Source organism: Shewanella sp. 5_MG-2023 (assembly GCF_030547465.1).
Taxonomy (GTDB): Bacteria; Pseudomonadota; Gammaproteobacteria; order Enterobacterales; family Shewanellaceae; genus Shewanella.
The window spans coordinates 23,414-42,111 of record NZ_JAUORC010000010.1; the positions used below are offsets into that span (position 1 = coordinate 23,414).

Annotated in this window: 14 protein-coding genes; 9 read left to right on the forward strand and 5 right to left on the reverse strand. The window is 43.4% G+C overall.

All coding sequences use genetic code 11. The annotated features are described in order from the left end of the window. Positions 1-22: 22 nt before the first annotated feature. Positions 23-1,666, reverse strand: coding sequence for a chaperonin GroEL (gene groL / locus Q4557_RS07405; RefSeq protein WP_102439565.1), 1,644 nt, complete (start codon positions 1,664-1,666; stop codon positions 23-25). Between the two features lie 51 nt (positions 1,667-1,717). Continuing rightward, the gene (locus tag Q4557_RS07410) at positions 1,718-2,008 is read right to left on the reverse strand and encodes a co-chaperone GroES (RefSeq protein ID WP_076538652.1); all 291 of its coding nucleotides are present in this window, start codon (positions 2,006-2,008) and stop codon (positions 1,718-1,720) included. 225 nt (positions 2,009-2,233) lie between these two features. Between Q4557_RS07410 and Q4557_RS07415 the strand changes: the two genes are divergently transcribed. Both Q4557_RS07415 and Q4557_RS07420 read left to right on the forward strand, forming a co-directional pair. Then, on the forward strand, positions 2,234-3,613 hold the full coding sequence (locus tag Q4557_RS07415; protein WP_303411820.1) for an MATE family efflux transporter: 1,380 nt from the start codon (positions 2,234-2,236) through the stop codon (positions 3,611-3,613). A gap of 26 nt (positions 3,614-3,639) precedes the next feature. Then, positions 3,640-4,008 (forward strand): hypothetical protein, encoded by a 369-nt coding sequence (locus Q4557_RS07420; protein ID WP_102475479.1) that lies wholly within the window; start codon positions 3,640-3,642, stop codon positions 4,006-4,008. 90 nt (positions 4,009-4,098) lie between these two features. On the opposite strand, the gene Q4557_RS07425 is transcribed toward Q4557_RS07420, so the two are convergent. Continuing rightward, positions 4,099-4,704, reverse strand: a complete 606-nt coding sequence (locus Q4557_RS07425; RefSeq protein WP_303411823.1) for an FxsA family protein — start codon at positions 4,702-4,704, stop codon at positions 4,099-4,101. A gap of 236 nt (positions 4,705-4,940) precedes the next feature. On the opposite strand from Q4557_RS07425, the gene cutA reads away from it, so the two are divergent. From cutA to Q4557_RS07440, 3 genes are all read left to right on the forward strand, one after another. Next, positions 4,941-5,264, forward strand: a complete 324-nt coding sequence (cutA, locus tag Q4557_RS07430) for a divalent-cation tolerance protein CutA (protein WP_102439568.1) — start codon at positions 4,941-4,943, stop codon at positions 5,262-5,264. Then, on the forward strand, positions 5,261-7,111 hold the full coding sequence (locus Q4557_RS07435; RefSeq protein WP_102439569.1) for a protein-disulfide reductase DsbD: 1,851 nt from the start codon (positions 5,261-5,263) through the stop codon (positions 7,109-7,111). Before cutA ends, Q4557_RS07435 begins: the two co-directional genes overlap by 4 nt. Positions 7,112-7,263: 152 nt before the next feature. Next, positions 7,264-8,928 carry a cation:proton antiporter family protein gene (locus tag Q4557_RS07440; protein ID WP_303411826.1) on the forward strand — a complete coding sequence of 555 codons (1,665 nt, stop codon included), beginning with the start codon at positions 7,264-7,266 and terminating at the stop codon, positions 8,926-8,928. Positions 8,929-9,017: 89 nt separating this feature from the next. Here Q4557_RS07440 and Q4557_RS07445 read toward each other — a convergent pair whose 3' ends face one another. Continuing rightward, positions 9,018-10,337, reverse strand: a complete 1,320-nt coding sequence (locus tag Q4557_RS07445; protein WP_303411828.1) for an IS4 family transposase — start codon at positions 10,335-10,337, stop codon at positions 9,018-9,020. Between the two features lie 189 nt (positions 10,338-10,526). Next, entirely contained in the window at positions 10,527-12,314 is a 1,788-nt protein-coding gene (locus Q4557_RS07450) for a flavocytochrome c (protein ID WP_303411830.1), read from the reverse strand. A gap of 457 nt (positions 12,315-12,771) precedes the next feature. Here Q4557_RS07450 and Q4557_RS07455 point away from each other — a divergent pair, with 457 nt between their 5' ends. The 4 genes from Q4557_RS07455 (at position 12,772) to Q4557_RS07470 (ending at position 18,626) form a co-directional block, all read left to right on the forward strand. Next, positions 12,772-14,787 (forward strand): transporter substrate-binding domain-containing protein, encoded by a 2,016-nt coding sequence (locus Q4557_RS07455; RefSeq protein ID WP_303411832.1) that lies wholly within the window; start codon positions 12,772-12,774, stop codon positions 14,785-14,787. Continuing rightward, positions 14,784-16,160, forward strand: coding sequence for a sigma-54 dependent transcriptional regulator (locus Q4557_RS07460; protein ID WP_303411834.1), 1,377 nt, complete (start codon positions 14,784-14,786; stop codon positions 16,158-16,160). Before Q4557_RS07455 ends, Q4557_RS07460 begins: the two co-directional genes overlap by 4 nt. Positions 16,161-16,424: 264 nt before the next feature. Continuing rightward, a complete protein-coding gene (gene galK, locus Q4557_RS07465) occupies positions 16,425-17,567 on the forward strand; it encodes a galactokinase (protein WP_102531477.1) in 1,143 nt (380 codons plus the stop codon). Between the two features lie 27 nt (positions 17,568-17,594). Next, positions 17,595-18,626, forward strand: a complete 1,032-nt coding sequence (locus tag Q4557_RS07470; RefSeq protein ID WP_102439572.1) for an aldose epimerase family protein — start codon at positions 17,595-17,597, stop codon at positions 18,624-18,626. Positions 18,627-18,698 lie beyond the last annotated feature (72 nt).

Here is an 18,698-nt window from a genome sequence, read left to right on the forward strand (position 1 = left end):
TCACCAATTTAGACAAGCTAGATTACATCATGCCGCCCATTCCACCCATACCACCGCCCATACCGCCCATATCTGGCGCTGCAGCTTCTTGTGGAATTTCAGCTACCATTGCTTCGGTGGTGATCATTAGACCGGCAATTGATGCTGCAAACTGTAATGCACTACGGGTTACTTTAGTTGGGTCAAGAATACCCATTTCTAACATGTCACCGTAAGTGTCGTTGCCAGCGTTGTAACCGTAGTTGCCGCTGCCGTTTTTAACTGTGTTCGCCACAACTGAGGCTTCTTCACCTGCGTTGGTTGCGATTTGACGAAGTGGTGCTTCCATTGCACGTAGTGCGATGATTACGCCGTGCTTTTGGTCTTCGTTGATCACTTCAACTTCAGAAATCTTAGACGCTACACGTACTAGTGCAACCCCACCGCCAGGAACCACACCTTCTTCAACGGCTGCACGTGTTGCATGTAATGCATCTTCAACACGGGCTTTTTTCTCTTTCATTTCAACTTCTGTTGCTGCGCCAACTTTGATTACTGCAACACCGCCAGCAAGTTTTGCCATACGCTCTTGAAGTTTTTCTTTGTCGTAGTCAGATGTTGACTCTTCAACTTGTTGTTTGATTTGCGAAACACGGCCAGAGATTTGCGCTTGCTCGCCGTTACCATCGATGATGGTGGTGCTGTCTTTAGTGATAACAACACGTTTTGCTGTACCTAAGTCTTCTAGGGCTGCTTTTTCAAGTTCTAGACCGATTTCTTCAGCGATAACAGTACCGCCAGTTAGGATAGCGATATCTTGTAGCATTGCTTTACGACGGTCACCAAAGCCAGGTGCTTTAACAGCAGCTACTTTAACGATACCGCGCATGTTGTTGACAACTAATGTTGCTAATGCTTCGCCTTCAACGTCTTCTGCAACAATAAGCAGTGGCTTACCTGTTTTAGCTAGACCTTCAAGGATTGGTAATAATTCACGGATGTTAGAGATTTTCTTATCAACTAATAAGATGAAAGGAGAATCTAACTCAACGCTGCCTGTTTCAGCTTTGTTGATGAAGTAAGGAGAAAGGTAACCGCGGTCAAACTGCATACCTTCTACAACGTCTAATTCGTTTTCAAGGGCTTGGCCTTCTTCAACGGTAATAACGCCTTCTTTGCCTACTTTTTCCATTGCTGTTGCAATGATTTCACCGATTGATTCATCAGAGTTAGCAGAGATAGTACCTACTTGAGCAATGGCTTTAGAATCTGCACATTCTTGCGAAAGTGCTTTAAGCTCAGCAACGGCTGCAATAACTGCTTTGTCGATACCACGCTTAAGATCCATTGGGTTCATGCCAGCAGCGACTGCTTTAAGGCCTTCAACCACAATTGATTGTGCTAATACGGTTGCAGTAGTTGTACCGTCACCAGCAGCATCATTGGCTTTAGAAGCAACTTCTTTCACCATTTGTGCGCCCATGTTTTCGAACTTGTCTTCTAGTTCGATTTCTTTCGCTACCGATACACCATCTTTAGTGATTAGCGGTGAGCCAAAGCTTTTGTCTAAAACGACGTTACGACCTTTTGGGCCTAATGTTACTTTTACTGCGTTAGCAAGAATGTTGACGCCGTTAAGCATTTTAACGCGACCGTCACTACCAAATAATACTTCTTTTGCTGACATTGTTATGTTCCTTCAAATTTGTTGATGATTGCAAAGGGTTAATGTTTAAAATTAACCTACAACAGCCATTAGGTCTGACTCAGATAAGATAAGGACTTCTTCACCATCAATCTTTTCTTTTTTCACGCCGTAACCTTCGTTGAAAATCACTACGTCGCCAACTTTAACGTCAAGGGCTTTAACTTCACCGTTTTCTAAAATGCGACCATTGCCTACTGCTAGGATTTCACCACGAGTTGATACTTCTGCAGCGCTACCAGTTAATACAATGCCACCAGCTGATTTTGATTCAACTTCTAAACGTTTAACGATTACGCGGTCATGTAATGGACGAATATTCATCTACGGACTCTCCTAATGATTTGGTGCCCTAAAACGAGGCGGTTTTAACAAAATGATAAGGGCATTACCCCTTTGATGAATGATATATGGGGGTCGATGTTGGCAGTTCCAAGTGTATTTTAAAAAAAACTGCGATTTAATTGTAAAATTTGTGGCTGCTAATATTTAAACCATCTTGAATGCTGCTAGAATTTGGCTCCCGTTTTCGTGTTTAAGTCGAGATAGATGAAAGATAAACATGGGTTGCTTAACGCACCAATAGGTCGTGTGCTATTCAATATGAGCCTCCCCAACCTTATCGGTATTCTCACCATTTATGGTGGCAGCCTTATAGATACATATTTCATCAGTCTTTTGGGCACTGAATCATTAGCTGCGGTAAGTTTTACGTTTCCGGTGGCGATTATTTTTTCCAGTATTGCCATTGGCATTGGCGCGGCGGTTTCCACTAACCTCGCCCGCTTAATTGGCGCAGGTAATCAACCCCAAGCTAAAGCGTTTTTGTTTGATGCCTTGTTGCTAACATTTTTATTGGTGAGCGCGTTAGTGTGCATCGGGATTATGGCCATTGACCCGCTATTCACCCTACTGGGCGCTAATGAGTTAAGTTTGCCACTTATTCATGATTATATGCTGGTGTGGTTTTTAGGGGCGCCATTATTGGTGTTATTGATGGTGGGCAATCAGGGCATTCGCGCCACCGGTGATACTTACTCCCCTGCGATCATTATGTCGGTGGCAGCAATTATCAACCTTATACTCGACCCTTTACTTATTTTTGGTCTTGGGCCTTTCCCTGAGCTGGGTATTCAAGGCGCGGCCATTGCCACTTCAATATCCTGGTTATTTTCAGCCTCTGTGGCTGTGTATATCTTGGTATTCAAAAAACAAATTTTGGTCTTCACCAAATTAAGTAAGCACCGGATTATCAAAAACTGGTGCAAGCTGGGGCATATTGCCCGCCCTGCGGCTTTAATGAATATGATTAACCCTATTGCCAACGGCATTATTTTGGCCATGCTTGCCAGAGTCGATCAAGCTGCGGTGGCGGCTTATGGTGCAGGGGTGCGCTTAGAAACCTTATTTATTTTGGGGATCATGGCCCTTAACTCCAGTTTAATGCCGTTTGTGGGGCAAAACTTGGGGGCGGGGCAACATCAGCGGGCTAAAGATGCCATGATGCTGTCACTGCGGTTTGCTCTTGTGCTGCAAACCTTACTGTATCTGCCTATCTTTTTGAGTGCTGATTTTATTGCGCAGTTATTCAGTAATGATGCTGTGGTGATCGATTGGTTGAGCTTTTATATTAAAGCCTTACCCGCAGCCTATGGGCCATTAGCAGTGGTGATTATCTTCGCCACTTGTTTAAATGCCTACCATAGACCGATCCAGTCGTTAGTGATTAACTTAGTCAGGCTGTTTATTTTAATGCTGCCATTGGCGGCCATTGGCTTATACTTTGGCGGGGTAAAAGGTTTATTAATTGCGCTGCCAATAACCAATACCATTATGGGCATTGCCTGCTATGTGATGGCCAGTCGGATCACTGAGCCAGAGTCCGTTACCGCGTCAACGGCCACTGAGTCAATTAACACCATAAATTAACAGGGATGCACAAGGGTTAATACACAATGAAAAGATCAATCAACGCCGCGCTATTGTCAGCTTTTGTGTGCCCGGGTACAGGGCACTTATACATAGGTAAAAAAGCCATAGGTTGGGGCATTATTCTGGCTTGTTTTATCAGTTTATGCGCCATCATGACCGTGCTGATGCAGCGCGCTCAAGCGGTGGCTGATGATATTGTCGCGGGAAATATTGCGCTGGACTTCAACAGTCTTTATGCCGCAGTGCACGACAGCGTGACCCTTGATTTACCCCCTTCAGTATCGATGGCCACTTGGGTGTTATTTATTTGCTGGGTTGGGAGTACGGTTAGCGCGTATTGGATGGCTGAGCAGCTAGACAAACCTTCAAAGGATTCGACTCTCGCACCTTAAGTTAATGCCGTAAACAAGCAGCTGAATTATTTGAGCCATAAAAAACGCTAGCCTTGCTAGCGTTTTTTCATTGAGTCACCAAGCTAACAATTAGTCTTTTTTGGGCTTATCTTGCTCGCCCTTTTGCTCACTATCTGCGCGAGGCTCATCCTGTGGGGTGATATCTTTAATTTCTACCTGATGGGTTTCAGGGGTTAAATCATTTGGATCAAATTTGCGTTCAAAATCACCGTCAAAGGTATTGCCGCCTTGGTTAAATGGGCCATTTTGCCCAAATGGATTTTGGCCTGGTTGACCTTGTGGACCAAAGCCGCCCTGAAAACCGCCACCAGCAACCACGCGCATTTGCATACGTTTAAAGATATAGCTGGCAATCGGTGAGCGAGTAATTGGGGTTAGCAATAACAAACCGATAAAGTCAGTCACAAAGCCCGGAAACAATAACAGTAAGCCTGCCGCGGCGAGCATCATGCCTTCGACAATTTCTTTACCCGGCGCTTCACCGCGCTCAAGCTTAGATTGCACTGACATTAAGGTGCTTAAGCCTTGGCTGCGCACTAGTGATACTCCCACAATCGCAGTGAAAAACACTAATGCGATGGTATTCCAGGTGCCAAGCACATCGCCCACAGAAATTAATACTGACAACTCAATGGTCGGAACGATAATAAATACAAACAATAAAACAAATAACATGTGGGCCTCAATTTTTTCACTGGCTATGAAAACTAAATGGGGGTTATCCGGTCTTAATTCAAGACGTGTCACGATTATCATCAATGACTAATGCAAGCGCTTACGAAAAAACGTACAGTATTGCACTATTGAAATCGCGATAAACATAACATTAGCAACAACAATAAAGATAAACCGCAGTTTATGTTATTAAGCTTAAGCTAACTTTAAGGCAACCAATAGATGATAGCATTCCAATGCCAGCAACTTACTTATTAGTTATAACAACTTGCCCTGATAACGCCAGTGCAAAACGCATTGCATCAACGCTAGTGGAAACTAAAGCGGCTGCTTGTGTGCAATTAATTCCACAAATAGAGTCAGTTTATGTGTGGGATGATGAGGTCTGTCATAGTAGTGAAGTCGCTTTACACATAAAATGTATTGCTAAAAATTATGATGCAATTCAACAAATAGTGATCCAACAGCATCCCTATGAAGTACCTGAATTAATCGCTATGCCTATTACTCAAGGCTTGCCAAATTATTTAAAATGGATAGAAGAAACTTCCCAATCATGAAAAAAATATTTGCGCTTATTTTTACCTCTTTACTCCTGCTAACGCCATTAGCTCACAGTGAAGGCATTTTTAGCAGTAATAAGTTCAGCTTCCTTCAGGGCGAGCCAGAGTTAATGCCTGTTGAAGAGGCTTTTGTATTTGATTATCAGCAAAAAGATAATCAATTAGCCATTAGCTTTGTGATTGCCGATGGTTATTACATGTACCGTGACAAGTTGCAGTTTTCTGCCGACGGCGCAGTGATTGGCGATATAGACCTACCCCGAGGCAAGGTTCATAACGATGAATATTTTGGCGAACAAGAAGTGTATTACACCTTTGTTGAGCTGCCGTTAGCCCTTAAAGAAGCCGCCCAAGGCAGCCTAGTACAAGTGACCTTTATGGGTTGCGCTGAAGGCAAGCTGTGTTATCCGCCTACCAAACGTGATGTTAAGCTAGATGCTGTTGCTGCTAACGATGGCAAGGTAAAGGGCAAAAAAGCCATTATTGGTGATGTGCCAGCTCAAGCTGAACCAGCAACCGCAAGCAATGCGACAACGCCTATCACCCAACAAGACAGCTTAAGCCAAATGCTGGCCAACGATAGCTTAATGTGGACCTTAGTTATCTTCTTTGGTTTAGGTATTGGTTTAGCCTTAACCCCTTGTGTGTTTCCTATGTACCCGATTTTGTCAGGGATTATTGTGGGGCAAGGGAAAAAGTTATCTACCGCTAAAGCCTTCACACTATCAATGGCCTACGTTCAAGGTATGGCGATTACCTATTCATTATTAGGTTTAGTGGTTGCCTCTGCGGGCATGAAATTTCAAGCGGCATTGCAACATCCTGCTATTTTGATTTTCTTAGCGGTAATGTTTGTACTGCTGAGTTTATCTATGTTTGGTATGTATGAATTACGCCTGCCGGGCAAATTCCAAGACAAGATGAATACCCTGTCGAATAACCAAAAAGGTGGCAACCTTGTTGGGGTGTTCTTTATGGGCGTTATTTCAGGTTTAGTGGCGTCGCCTTGTACCACTGCGCCGCTGTCTGGTGCGCTGATTTATGTGGCCCAAAGTGGCGACTTACTACAGGGCTTCTTGGCGCTGTATGTATTAAGCATGGGTATGGGGGTGCCATTACTGATCATTGGTACTTCTGGTGGTAAATTACTGCCGCGCGCCGGCGCATGGATGGATATCATTAAGACCATTTTTGGCTTCTTGCTGATTTCTGTCTCAATCGTGATGATTGGCCGCATCTGGCCAGGACTGGTATCTGATGTATTGTGGTCAATTTGGGGGATTTGCTTAACGGGCTACCTCATACACCAGAACAAACTATCAGAGTTTAACTGGAAGCAAACCACCCGTGGCATCATACTGACGCTGACTTTACTCGCCAGTTTCTCTTATGGTTTCCAAGCGGTAATGACTGCATTGGGCCATCAGGCGCCATCAATCAGCAATGAGACTAACCAAAGCAAGCAAATTAGCCATGGTGAGTTATTCATTCAAATTAAGTCACTAGAAGACTTAGAAGTTGAGTTAGATAAAGCCAGCCTTAGCGGTAAAACCGTGATGCTAGATTTATACGCTGACTGGTGTGTGGCCTGTAAAGAGTTTGAGGCGATTACCTTTGCTAATCCAATAGTATTAGAGCGTTTAGATCAAATGGTGTTACTGCAAGCCGATGTCACTAAAAGTGATGCCATTGATATTGAACTACTTGAGCACTTCAACGTATTAGGCTTACCGACCCTATTAATGTTCGATGAAAATGGCAATCAGCGTGAAGATTTACGCGTAACCGGCTTTATGGGGCCTAAACCCTTTGCTGAGCACTTGGATTTATTGCTGAATAAATAAATTTATTCTCAACTAAGATATTGAAAATGGTCAATTTATTTATTAGATTGGCCATTTTTTTAATCCTGAGCTATTTTTTAATACCAAGTTGATTCTTTTCTTATACAATCTACTTACCTACAACCTAGTTTCAACAAATCGAATAAGGCCTTATGGAACCCGCAATTCTCATTGTTACGCTATTATGTGGCATGCTTGTTAGTCGAGTCGGTTTACCACCACTAATTGGTTATCTTGCAGCAGGTTTTTTACTGTTTATTTTTGGGATCCAAGATGAAAGCTTGCCACTGCTGCAGGAACTAGCTGACCTCGGCGTCATGTTACTGCTGTTTGCTATTGGGCTTAAATTAGATGTCAAAAGTTTACTCAAATCTGAGGTGTGGGCCAGTTCCAGTTTGCACTTAATTGGCTCGATATTATTCTTTTTACCCATCTTAAAATTGCTGGGATTAGTAGGGCTAGACAGGCTAGTTGATTTAGATATTGATCAGCTGTTACTACTGAGCTTTGCCTTAAGTTTTTCAAGTACCGTATTTGCCGTCAAAGTGCTGGATGAAAACGGTGATAGCCAAGCCTTGTATGGCCGTATCGCCATTGGTATCTTGATTATGCAAGATATCTTCGCAGTGCTATTCCTCACCATTTCAAAGGGTGATTTCCCCTCCATTTACGCCTTAGGTTTATTGCTGTTACCACTAGTTAAACCACTAATTTATAAAATATTCGACCGCGTTGGCCACGGCGAAATGTTGATTTTATTTGGCCTGACTATGGCATTAGTCATGGGCGCTTGGCTGTTTGAAGCCGTTGGCTTAAAGCCGGATCTAGGCGCATTGATTATTGGTATTTTACTGGCAGGCCACGCTAAAGCGTCCGAGCTTTCTAAATCAATTTACTACTTTAAAGAGCTGTTTTTAGTCGCGTTTTTCTTAACCATTGGTTTAAATGGTTTGCCAACCATTGCCGATGTGGGCCTAGCTGGGTTACTGGTGCTATTAGTGCCGTTTAAAATCATGCTGTTCTTTATATTATTGACCCGCTTTAAGTTGCGTTCTCGTACCTCGCTATTTGCCTCATTCAATCTAGGTAACTACAGTGAGTTTGGCTTGATTGTTGCTGCGGTAGCCGCATCAAAAGGCTGGTTACCTGCCGAGTGGTTAATCATTTTAGCAGTAGCCTTGAGCATCAGTTTCTTAATTGCTGCGCCCCTTAATGCGGCGGTCAACAAGTTCTATCAGCGCTACCATAAAACCTTTATCACCCTTGAAAAACACCCGCTACACCCTGAGGATAGACAAATTCCTGTGGGTAATCCGCGCTTTTTGATTTTAGGGATGGGCCGGATTGGCTCAGGTGCTTACGATGAGCTGCGCGCTAAATACTCAGGCGAAATACTGGGGATTGAACACAAGCAAGAACTGGTGGATTTTCATCGCTCTGAAGGCCGTAATGTGGTGCAAGGCGATGCTAGCGATACCGATTTTTGGGAGAAGCTTGAGCGGGCGCCGGGGCTTGAATTAGTGTTATTAGCCATGCCACATCATATTGGTAATATGTTTGCGGTAGAGCAGCTTAAAAAGCTCGATTACCAAGGTAAAATCAGCGCTATCGTACAATATTCAGAAGATGCTGAATCGTTAAAAGAGCAAGGGGTTAACAGTGTTTATAACCTCTATGAAGCAGCGGGTGCTGGTTTTGTTGATAATGTCATTCATGAATTACTTGAACCAAACACTGAGGAAGAGGAAGAAGCAGAAGCTAGCGTTGATAAGGCTAGTCCAGCCGTTGAAATTACACCGAATTTGAGTAAACCTTAAATTATTTGCTTATGCAGTTATCGCTTCTGGTATGACTGCATTATCGATGAAGACCAACAAAAAAAGTGAGCCTATTGGCTTAATGCCGTTCACTTAACGTGAACGGCTTTCTTTTTTATGGGGTATCGGTCATTCGAACACTTCAGCACTCTAGGGTAACTACGCTCCCTTTTTGCTTCTAAAACAAACTGTTTTGCATTCTTTTCTATATCAAAGATTACCTTAGGGATATTGCCTGGAGACATACTAGGAAGCTGGGATAGTTTAAAAATAATATGCGATGACGCTTCTCTAAAACTCAATTGGTTAGGGAAGACCCCTTTTAATGAGTGCGCCATCAATACCATCTTATATCTCAGTAAGTTATACGCAAGAAGGACTCCCCACAACTCCTGCCTAATTAATTCCGGAAGCTGACTTCTGAGTGTAAACCTAGTTTCAAGCATGTACTGCTTCATCTCTCTGTACCCCAGCTCTATCTCCCATCGATGTGCATATAAATCAACAATTTCACCTGATGGATAACGCATTGGCTCTGTGAGTGAAGTGATGATTTGCAGCGTTTTTCCCTTCACTATTTTAGTCAGTAAACGGGCTTCCATAAACTCAGGTAAATCAGGCCTTTTCTTTCTCGATTGAGGCGTGGTTGTTAGCCTAATAAGCTTGTCCTGTCGCCCTAAAGAACGTATCACTTCATATTGTGTATTCTTTTTCAATGGCATTAACCAGTGCCTATTACTTCCCGCTTGTGACCAGTCATGTAATAACCCCAACGAGTAAAAGCCCCGGTCGAACAGGGTTAAACTGTTATCCGGCGTGTTGTTGATAAGATTAGCCGCTAATGTCATTTCATTTTCAGCCACACTCGCAAAAGAGGAGTCGACTAACAGATGGCTACTTAACTCCATTAGACACACCATGCGAACTTGGGGATAGGAAGCATTATTCGATTGATTACTCGTGCGAGAAAATGCACTATCGTTTTCAGGAGTATCGGGGGTTCTCCAGACGACACCGTCAACCCCATAAAGATTAAGGCTGCACCATTGTGGGTGTTCAGCCTGCATGTTCCACTGCTGCTGAGTCTGTCTAAAAATATCTTCTACAACGTCACTTCCTAATTTTTTTCTTGCCTGAGTGACAGCGCTTCGAGCAACATAATCGACTTCATTTGGGAGGATAATATCCAATTTATTAATCAGTTGCCTAACGGACTCACCCCGAAATAAGGCCATGCCGATAACAGCCCAAATCATAGATTCCATAGGTAATTTTCGCTTACGAAGCGTGGCTACACCATTGGATTGTAGACTATGTTGAATAAGCTCTGGGCAGAGAAGTTCACCAAGACTGTCGAACTCGGTAAGTCGGTTGATAGAGGTACGCGCTAAAGCTTCAGAAAGTTCCATGAAAAAATCCAGTACAAACAAGAGTCTGTACTGGATTTTGAAGCCTTTTAAAGATCGGTCAACCGATCATATTGGCCTTAACTGATCGGCATTCGCCTATTGGCTCACTTTTTATTATTGACTATGTCGAAGAACAACAGTGAATAACTGCTATTTATTCGTTAGTGATTACTTCTTACTTCTTACTTCTTACTTCTTAGAGTAGGCTGCAGCTTGTTCGCCCGCTAATCTACCGAAGGTAATGATGTCTGAAATTGCGTTACCACCTAAGCGGTTAGCACCATGAACACCACCTGTCACTTCACCTGCGCCATATAAGCCTGGAATGACTTTGTTATCTTCTGTGAGTATTTCTGCTTTGTTATCAATTGATACCCCGCCCATGGTGTGATGAACACCTGGTGTTACTTCGATAGCGTAGTAGTTACCTTCGTTAAGTGCACGTGGCAAGTTAGCACGTTCAAAGTCAGTATCTTTACCTGCAGCAACAAGCTTGTTGTACTGAGCAATTGTGGCTATTAACGCTTTACCATCAATACCTTCTAATTTACCTAATTTCTCAAGTGAATCAGCTGATGGCACCACACCGAGTTTGATGTACTTATCAATTTTACTCAGTGATTTACGTACTGAATCATCAAAGATTAAGTAAGCCACTTTCCCTGTTTGATTCAGAATCGCTGCAGCCGCTTTATCACGAGTGGTGATTTCATTGACGAAGCGTTTACCTTCTTTGTTCACTAAGATTGCGCCGTTACCGCGTACCGCTTCAGTCACCATCACGCCACCTTTAACTGACAAGGTTGGATGCGCTTGAATGTATTTAACATCGGTCATACCTGCGCCAGCATTACCAGCCACATCAAGTCCGTCACCAGTTGCGCCAGGTTGGTTGGTTGAGATAAAGCCTTTAAGCTTAGGGTCATACTCAGCAACACGTTCATTGTTACGACCAAAGCCACCGGTAGCCATAACCACAGCATCGGCTTTCACCCAGTAGTAACCACTATATTGGCCTTTAACCAATAAGCCTTTTACTTTACCTGAGTCGTCTTTTAATACTTCAACCCCACGGGTATTCATACGCATATCGATATCGCGCTTAATGGCATTATCATAAAGTACTTGAATCACATGGGCGCCAACACCTGCTCCGCCTGATGGACGATGTGAACGGTTAACTGATGCGCCGCCCATACGGCCAACATCGCTTAAGTCTGCGCCCATATTGGTCATCCAATCCACTGAGCCTTTAGAGTTTGATGTTAATACTTCAACCAATGCAGGCTCGTTTAAGTCGCGGCCACCTTTCATGGTGTCTTTATACATCAACTCAACACTGTCTTTAATGTCTTTGCTTTTTTGCTGATCTGTCCAAGCCGCGTTCATGCCACCTGCAGCGAGTTTGGCATTACCACCAATTACGGGTTCTTTTTCAATTAAGATGACTTTAGCACCTTCATCATGTGCAGCAACAGCTGCAGAGAAACCTGCGCCACCAGAACCAACAACCACAACATTGACAGTGTCACTTGGCGCTGCAGCTAAGGCCGCTTTACGATCAACGCTGTCTTTAGCCAATTCAGCAATCGATGGCTCGTAACGTTCCCACTTGCTACCAAATGGCATATCAAAATCAAAGCTATGGCAAGAGTCACAATACACCACTGACTTTTCGTGACCGCTATGACATGAGGTACATGCTACGTCACCAGGGAAGTGAGATTCATGAGCATTGTAATTTTCACGGGTATTAGTTTCAGCGACTTCAGCTAAGGTGCCATGACAAGCAACACATTGCTCATTCTCAAAGGTTAGATTGTCATTTGATAGCTCGCCACTGGATAAGTGACAGCTTTCGCATTGTTGATTTTCAGAGTGAAAATCAGCCAAATTGTCAGCGGCAATAGCGCCACCGGCTAAACCTGCAGAACCGAGTAATACAGCGAGTACCGCTGCGCATCGTGTTAGTTTCATGATAACTCCTTAAAAATAGCAACGGCGCTAATTCGCCTATTGATTGATGTTCATAGGGTTAAATTTATTTGAACATCACATTGCTACTGAACCTGATTTATTAAAATTTTGGCGCTAAACACTCTCCTTCGCAATCGAACATGAGTAGGAGGTTGGCAAACTTACAGGCTGATCACATCTGTATTTTTAAGCTATGCAAAACTGCATGGATTAACTTAGCGCTATGCATTTTTGCATAGCGCTAGGTGAGTAAGATCACATTCGATTATGGCAAGAAATCTTGGCAAAAATTCATCTCATAGCGGTTTCAAAAAGAGCATTTTTCAGATTTTTATCTCATAACTACGCTCAATGCCACAGTTAACAAAATTAACATTTGCTAAGGTTCCTATACTTGCCGCTAGGGTCAATCGCACTGACTATTAACGTCTCAACATAAAAAGCTGATTTTAAATTAATGAAAATACTCTTATTCGTGCTGTTATTACTCAGCTTTCCATTAATGGCAAAAGACACCATCGTCTTTGGTGTTCACTCAACAACGGCGCCATTAGAGTGGCGAGATAATGGTGTTGATCAAGGTTTTCATGTGGAACTGATTGGCCAAATAGGTCTGTTATTAGATAAAGACATTGTTGTTAGGCGTAAAACCTTTCAGAAATTACTCACCGATATCCATCAACCAGACACGGATATCGATGTCATTGCTGTTGTTAGCCCAACCAATGTCCGCCGAAGACTGACTCAATCTGATCCCATTTATGCTACCCACGCCAAAGCTTATACTCTGCAAGGCAAAGACTTCATTGATGATTGGTCTGATTTGGCAGGTAAGCGTGTTGCCGTAAAGAATGAGGCCTTTGTTGATGTGTTTCTAGCTGGGCAGCCACAGGACTTTACCCAAGTCACTGTCGATTTATATGAAACCGGCTTTCAAATGCTTATTAGTGGTGAAGTGGATGTGGTACTGGCTGAAAACTTTGTTGCCCGCCGATTACAACCCAAATACCCTTCGGTTCGTAGTGCCAGTGATGCGTTAATTTTCGGTGCATTCACCTTTGTCAGCAACCCTAAAAATGCTGAACAGCTCAGACAGATTAACGACGCTTTAAGACAATTAAAAATTTCGGGTGAATATGATCGCTTAGTGAATAAGTGGTTTGGCATGGGCCGTGAAAAAGTCGATATCACCAGTACTCAACAAAAAATGCTGTTACTGTCGATTGTCATCTCAATCATCTCCGCTATAGGCATGCTCTATACCTTCTCGGTCAGTCGCAATTTGAAATATCGTTCAGAAGCGTTAGTGCTGGAATTACAACAACGTAAAGAAGCAGAGAACAAGATTTCGCTACTGTCACAGCAGTTTCAGGCTGTATTAGATGGTATCCCCCACGGCATGACCATTTATGACAATAATATGCAGTGTTTGTGGAGTAATGATAATAATGAGCTACTCACTAACAGCCAGTTTAAGTCACTTGATGGCGCTGAATTTACCTTGTCTGAGCGGGTATTAGCCGTCATAAAAAATCAAAAATCGATGATCGCAGATATGGGCTATCTAGCCCAGTACTGGCAAGTGCAAATTCACCCCATCGCCGACAACCAAGCAGTGGTGATACTAGAAGAAAACACTGAGCAACAACACCTGCGCCGCGCCAATGATGAAGCCAGTCGCTTAGCCTCGCTCGGTGAACTATCTGCCGGTATTGCCCATGAAATCAATAACCCGACCGGAATTATCATCCACTCTATCGCCTTGTTTGCTGAAGCGATGAAAGATTTACAACCCGCCGCAGAGTACTACCAACAACAAAATCCATTTTGGTTAATCGCGGGGCTAGAGTCTAAAGCTGCAGTAGCAGAAATGGTGCACAGCACTGAAGTGATTGAAGAAAGCGCTAAGCGGATTTCAAGAATTGTAAACGACTTAAAACGCTATGCATTGCCACATTTATCAAGCCACCATCAAGCCACCAATCTTAATGAGGTGGTAAACGTTGCCTTGCGATTAACATCAAACCAATTAAAGCGTTTTCAAGTTGAGTTATCACTGGCAGAGCCTAGCCCCATTATCAATGGTGACGCCCAGCAGCTGCATCAAGTGATGATAAACCTGATTCAAAACGCCTGTAATGCGATAGAATCTGGCAGTGGCATCATTACAATCAGCACGTATTCAGATAAAAAAGCCGCTTACATCAGCATCTCTGATAACGGTAGCGGCATGGATAGCGCCACCTTAAAACGCATAACTGAACCCTTTTTTACCACCAGGCGATCCCATGGCGGCAGCGGTTTAGGCTTATCAGTATGTAGCCGAATTTTGAAAGAGCATCATGGTGAGATGAAAATTAGCTCAACCCTGAATCAAGGTAGCCAGTTTGTATTGATGTTTAGCCTGATAAATGAAGAGCTAAAATTAGCAACAAGCATTGAGAGATCAAACTCAGCGGAGAGTAACCAGTGAAGTTAGCACGTAATATTTTATTAGTGGATGATGAAGCCTCTTGGCTTAGAACCTTATCGGTAACCCTTAATCGCTTAGTCCCTGAAGCGGTAATTGACTCTTGTGTTGATAGCCGCCAAGTGATGAATCGCTTAGAGGGAACCGACTATGCCTTGGTATTATTAGACTTAACCATGCCTTTTCATTCCGGTGAAGACTTGCTGGAGTTAATTCGTAAAGACTTTCCCAATACTCGCGTCATCATTGTCACTGGCGTTAATGAAGTCGACACCGCAGTACGCTGCATTAAACATGGCGCTTATAACTATTTCATTAAAACAGATGACGTCGCAGATTTGGCCTTAACCGTTAGGCAAGCACTTGAGGTTGTGGGGCTTGAGCGTAATTATCAACGCATTAAAGAAAGCTTTTTGAGTAAAACACTAACTCAGCCCAATGCGTTTAATAATATTCTCACTTGCGAGCCTAATCTGTTAGATCAATTTCGTTATCTCGAAGCCATTGCCTTCAGTCCAGAACCGATTCTACTGCTTGGTGAAAGCGGTACCGGTAAAACCGAATTTGCTAAAAGTTGCCACCAGCTATGCTGCCCTGATGCAGCTTTTATTAGTATCAACCTTGCAGGTATTAGCGAAAGTGCCTTTGAACTGCAACTGTTTGGCTTACTGAGTCTTGAACCGGGTAAATCCCAAGCTGGCGCCCTGCACCAAGTCGGTAACGGCTTATTATATCTCAATGAAGTGGCTGATTTACCTTTGGTATCACAAGCCAAACTGCTCGACATATTGCAGCATAAACAATATTACCCCGTAGGCAGCGACCGAGCTTATCCAGTGAACTGCCGCATTGTCGCGTCAACTGAAGAAGATTTACTTAAACTCAGCCAACAAGGCAAGTTTAGGCGTGAATTGCTGTATCGCTTGCGGGCGCACAAAATTAATTTACCGCCACTACGTCAGCGTAAATTGGACTTTGGCATGTTAATTAATCACTTTATCGCCCTTGCTGCAGACGAAATGAATTTGCCAGTTCCGCTGTGCCCTTCAAATCTTGCTCAACAATTAAAAGATTACAACTTCCCAGGTAATTTGCATGAGCTGAAAGGGATGGTTTTTGATGCTGTAAGTCGTAGCGACGGTTTTCAACTCAACATATCGCCTTTTATGGAGGCAATAAAGGAACATAAAGCGCGGGCAGAATTCAGCCAAAACGGCATTATTTTCCCTCAGCAACTGCCGACACTAGCCGATATGAGCCAAGCCTTGATTAATGAAGCGATGAATCGAACCGCAAATAACCAAACAGCGGCAGCGCAAATGTTAGGTATTAGCCAATCGGCACTAAGCCGACGTATCACTAAAAAAGATGAATAATGAAATGCTAATATTGTTCGTTGTTTAAAACAGTCTGCTAAGTTAACGGTCGATCTAATACCTCTTTTGAGGTATAAAAACCTGCAATAAACATACGTTTAGTTAAAAACTCCTCACCTAAACCAGCTAATTGAATCAAAATAGTCTTCACTAGTTACAGCCAATAGCAAGTCGTGATATAAATCACACTGTCATTTAAATATGCAGCTCTTGTATATCTCGAAGGTTAGTTCGTATCTAGACATTCTTTGGAACTATAACTGTATGTCAAATCCTGCTCAAAAAGCCATGAAGTTGTTTGTACAAACATTTGGAACTACGGCTGACGACCTGTATCAAGCACCAGGTCGTGTCAATATTATTGGCGAACACACGGATTATAACGAAGGATTCGTTTTACCCGCTGCAATTAATTTTCACACTGTTATTGCGGTTAAACATCGTAGTGATAACACCTTTAGAGCCGTGACTGATGCCTTTGCTGGGCAAATCGAACAATGGCGTTTTGGTGAAGAAAACGCCATTGAAGATAAAGGCAGTTGGGGAAATTACCTAAAAGGCTTTACCGCCTCAATGGCTCAATCTGGGCTTAAAGCTAAAGGCATGGATATTGCCATTGTCGGCAATGTGCCACTGGGCGCAGGCATGTCGTCATCAGCAGCTCTTGAGGTGGCCTTTGGCACTGCCATTAGCTACGCCAGCCAACTGCATTTATCGCCATTAGCCATTGCACAAATTGCCCAACGTGGAGAGCACAGGTTCATAAAGTCAGAATCTGGCATTATGGATCAAACCATTAGCGCACTGGCGGTGGCCGATCACGCCTTATTGATTGACTGCTTAGAGTTAGACGGCCGCGCAATAGCGATTCCTGACAGCTTAAGTTTGCTGATTGTCGATCCTAGCATCGATCGCCAGCTGTTAATTGACCGCTTTGATGCCCGTAAACTGCAATGTCATCAGATTAATGAATTGCTTGGAGTTGAGTCACTAAGGGAAGTCAGCCTTGGCCAGCTAAACAGCGCGAAAGCTAGCTTAGGTGATGAACTTTATCATCGAGCTAAGCATGTATTAACTGAAAACCAACGCACTGTGAATGCCGCCCGCGCTCTAGAGCAACAAGATACTGCCCGTTTCGGCCAATTAATGGCCCAATCACAACAATCCATGCGCGATGATTTTGACATCAGCACCCCTGAGATTGATGCCTTAGTGAAAATAATTAAAGATATCATTGGCACCAAAGGCGGCGTAAGAATGAGTGATGGTTGCGTGGTAGCACTTATTGATCATGAGCTAACCGATGCTGTGGTCAATGCCGTTGAGCAGCTATATCCACAACAAACATCCTTAGAACCAATTATCTATTTATGCTCTGCCAGTGGCGGCGCAGGCAGAATTGAATAAGCAATTCTATTGCTATAAGAGGCATTAATGTTACAAATCACCACACTTGAACCATGGCAAGATCCTCGCGGAGGATGGGTAGAACGTATTCGAGTCGACAACGGCAAGGTTGCTATTGAAGTGTTAAGTCTAGGGGGAATTATAAACGCCTTATGGACTGAAGATAACCAAGGCCAGCGAGATAACATCGTTTTAGGCTGTGATAGCGTCAGCGATTATTTAAACCAGCCGGCTTATTTAGGCGCCATTGCAGGGCGATACTCTAACCGCATTGCTAATGGTCAGTTGCAGTATCAAGGCAACCACTATCAGCTCGATATAAACCAAGCGACCAATTGCTTACACGGTGGCGCTGAAGGTTTTCATTTAAAGCATTGGCATATGCAAGCCCTTGAAGACGGGGTGAGATTAACCCTTGATAGCCCAGATGGTGATATGGGCTTTCCGGGTAATTGTACGGTGCAATTAGATTATCGCTTGGCTGACAATAGTTTACTCATTGAAATGCAAGCAAGTGTCGATAAGGCCTGCCCTATTAGCCTCACCCAGCACAGTTATTTTAATTTAGAAGGCGCTGATAGCTTAACTAATGCAGCGCATTTGATCCAAGTGGATGCCAAGCAATATTTGCCAATGAATGAAGTGGGTATTCCAACTTCAATTGCTGCGACCACTGGCAGCGATTTAGATTTAGCCCAAGCCACTGCATTTGCTGTGCAAACTCAGCGACCTGCTCTTGCTGCCACCAATGGTTTTGATCATTGTTATGTGCTTAACAATGCTGAGCAAGTCTGTCGATTTGGTTGTCTTTCAAGCCCTAAAACTGGCCGCACCATGACGATTTACACCAATCAACCTGGGGTGCAGCTGTATGGCGCTAACTTCCTTGAAGGCGTAAAAGGCTTTGACGGCCGTATTTACCAGTCTCACCAAGCGGTATGTATTGAACCACAAATGCTGCCAGACTCACCTAATCAAGCCGATTTACCCGGTAAGCCTTGGATAGAGCCAGGACAAGTTTATCGCCATGTGAGCCGTTACGAGTTTGGGGTGATTTAAGCCTAAGCGATTACTGTTGAGCGATTGATTTACTAATAAACAGCCAATAAAAATGGAGCTATGATTTATTAT

What these genes read in the sequence shown, in the direction of transcription:
- groL (WP_102439565.1), bottom strand. Translation starts at nt 1,666, where the DNA reads ATGTCAGCAAAAGAAGTATTATTTGGTAGTGACGGTCGCGTTAAAATG.
- Q4557_RS07410 (WP_076538652.1), bottom strand. Translation starts at nt 2,008, where the DNA reads ATGAATATTCGTCCATTACATGACCGCGTAATCGTTAAACGTTTAGAA.
- Q4557_RS07415 (WP_303411820.1), top strand. Translation starts at nt 2,234, where the DNA reads ATGAAAGATAAACATGGGTTGCTTAACGCACCAATAGGTCGTGTGCTA.
- Q4557_RS07420 (WP_102475479.1), top strand. Translation starts at nt 3,640, where the DNA reads ATGAAAAGATCAATCAACGCCGCGCTATTGTCAGCTTTTGTGTGCCCG.
- Q4557_RS07425 (WP_303411823.1), bottom strand. Translation starts at nt 4,704, where the DNA reads ATGTTATTTGTTTTATTGTTTGTATTTATTATCGTTCCGACCATTGAG.
- cutA (WP_102439568.1), top strand. Translation starts at nt 4,941, where the DNA reads ATGCCAGCAACTTACTTATTAGTTATAACAACTTGCCCTGATAACGCC.
- Q4557_RS07435 (WP_102439569.1), top strand. Translation starts at nt 5,261, where the DNA reads ATGAAAAAAATATTTGCGCTTATTTTTACCTCTTTACTCCTGCTAACG.
- Q4557_RS07440 (WP_303411826.1), top strand. Translation starts at nt 7,264, where the DNA reads ATGGAACCCGCAATTCTCATTGTTACGCTATTATGTGGCATGCTTGTT.
- Q4557_RS07445 (WP_303411828.1), bottom strand. Translation starts at nt 10,337, where the DNA reads ATGGAACTTTCTGAAGCTTTAGCGCGTACCTCTATCAACCGACTTACC.
- Q4557_RS07450 (WP_303411830.1), bottom strand. Translation starts at nt 12,314, where the DNA reads ATGAAACTAACACGATGCGCAGCGGTACTCGCTGTATTACTCGGTTCT.
- Q4557_RS07455 (WP_303411832.1), top strand. Translation starts at nt 12,772, where the DNA reads ATGAAAATACTCTTATTCGTGCTGTTATTACTCAGCTTTCCATTAATG.
- galK (WP_102531477.1), top strand. Translation starts at nt 16,425, where the DNA reads ATGTCAAATCCTGCTCAAAAAGCCATGAAGTTGTTTGTACAAACATTT.
- Q4557_RS07470 (WP_102439572.1), top strand. Translation starts at nt 17,595, where the DNA reads ATGTTACAAATCACCACACTTGAACCATGGCAAGATCCTCGCGGAGGA.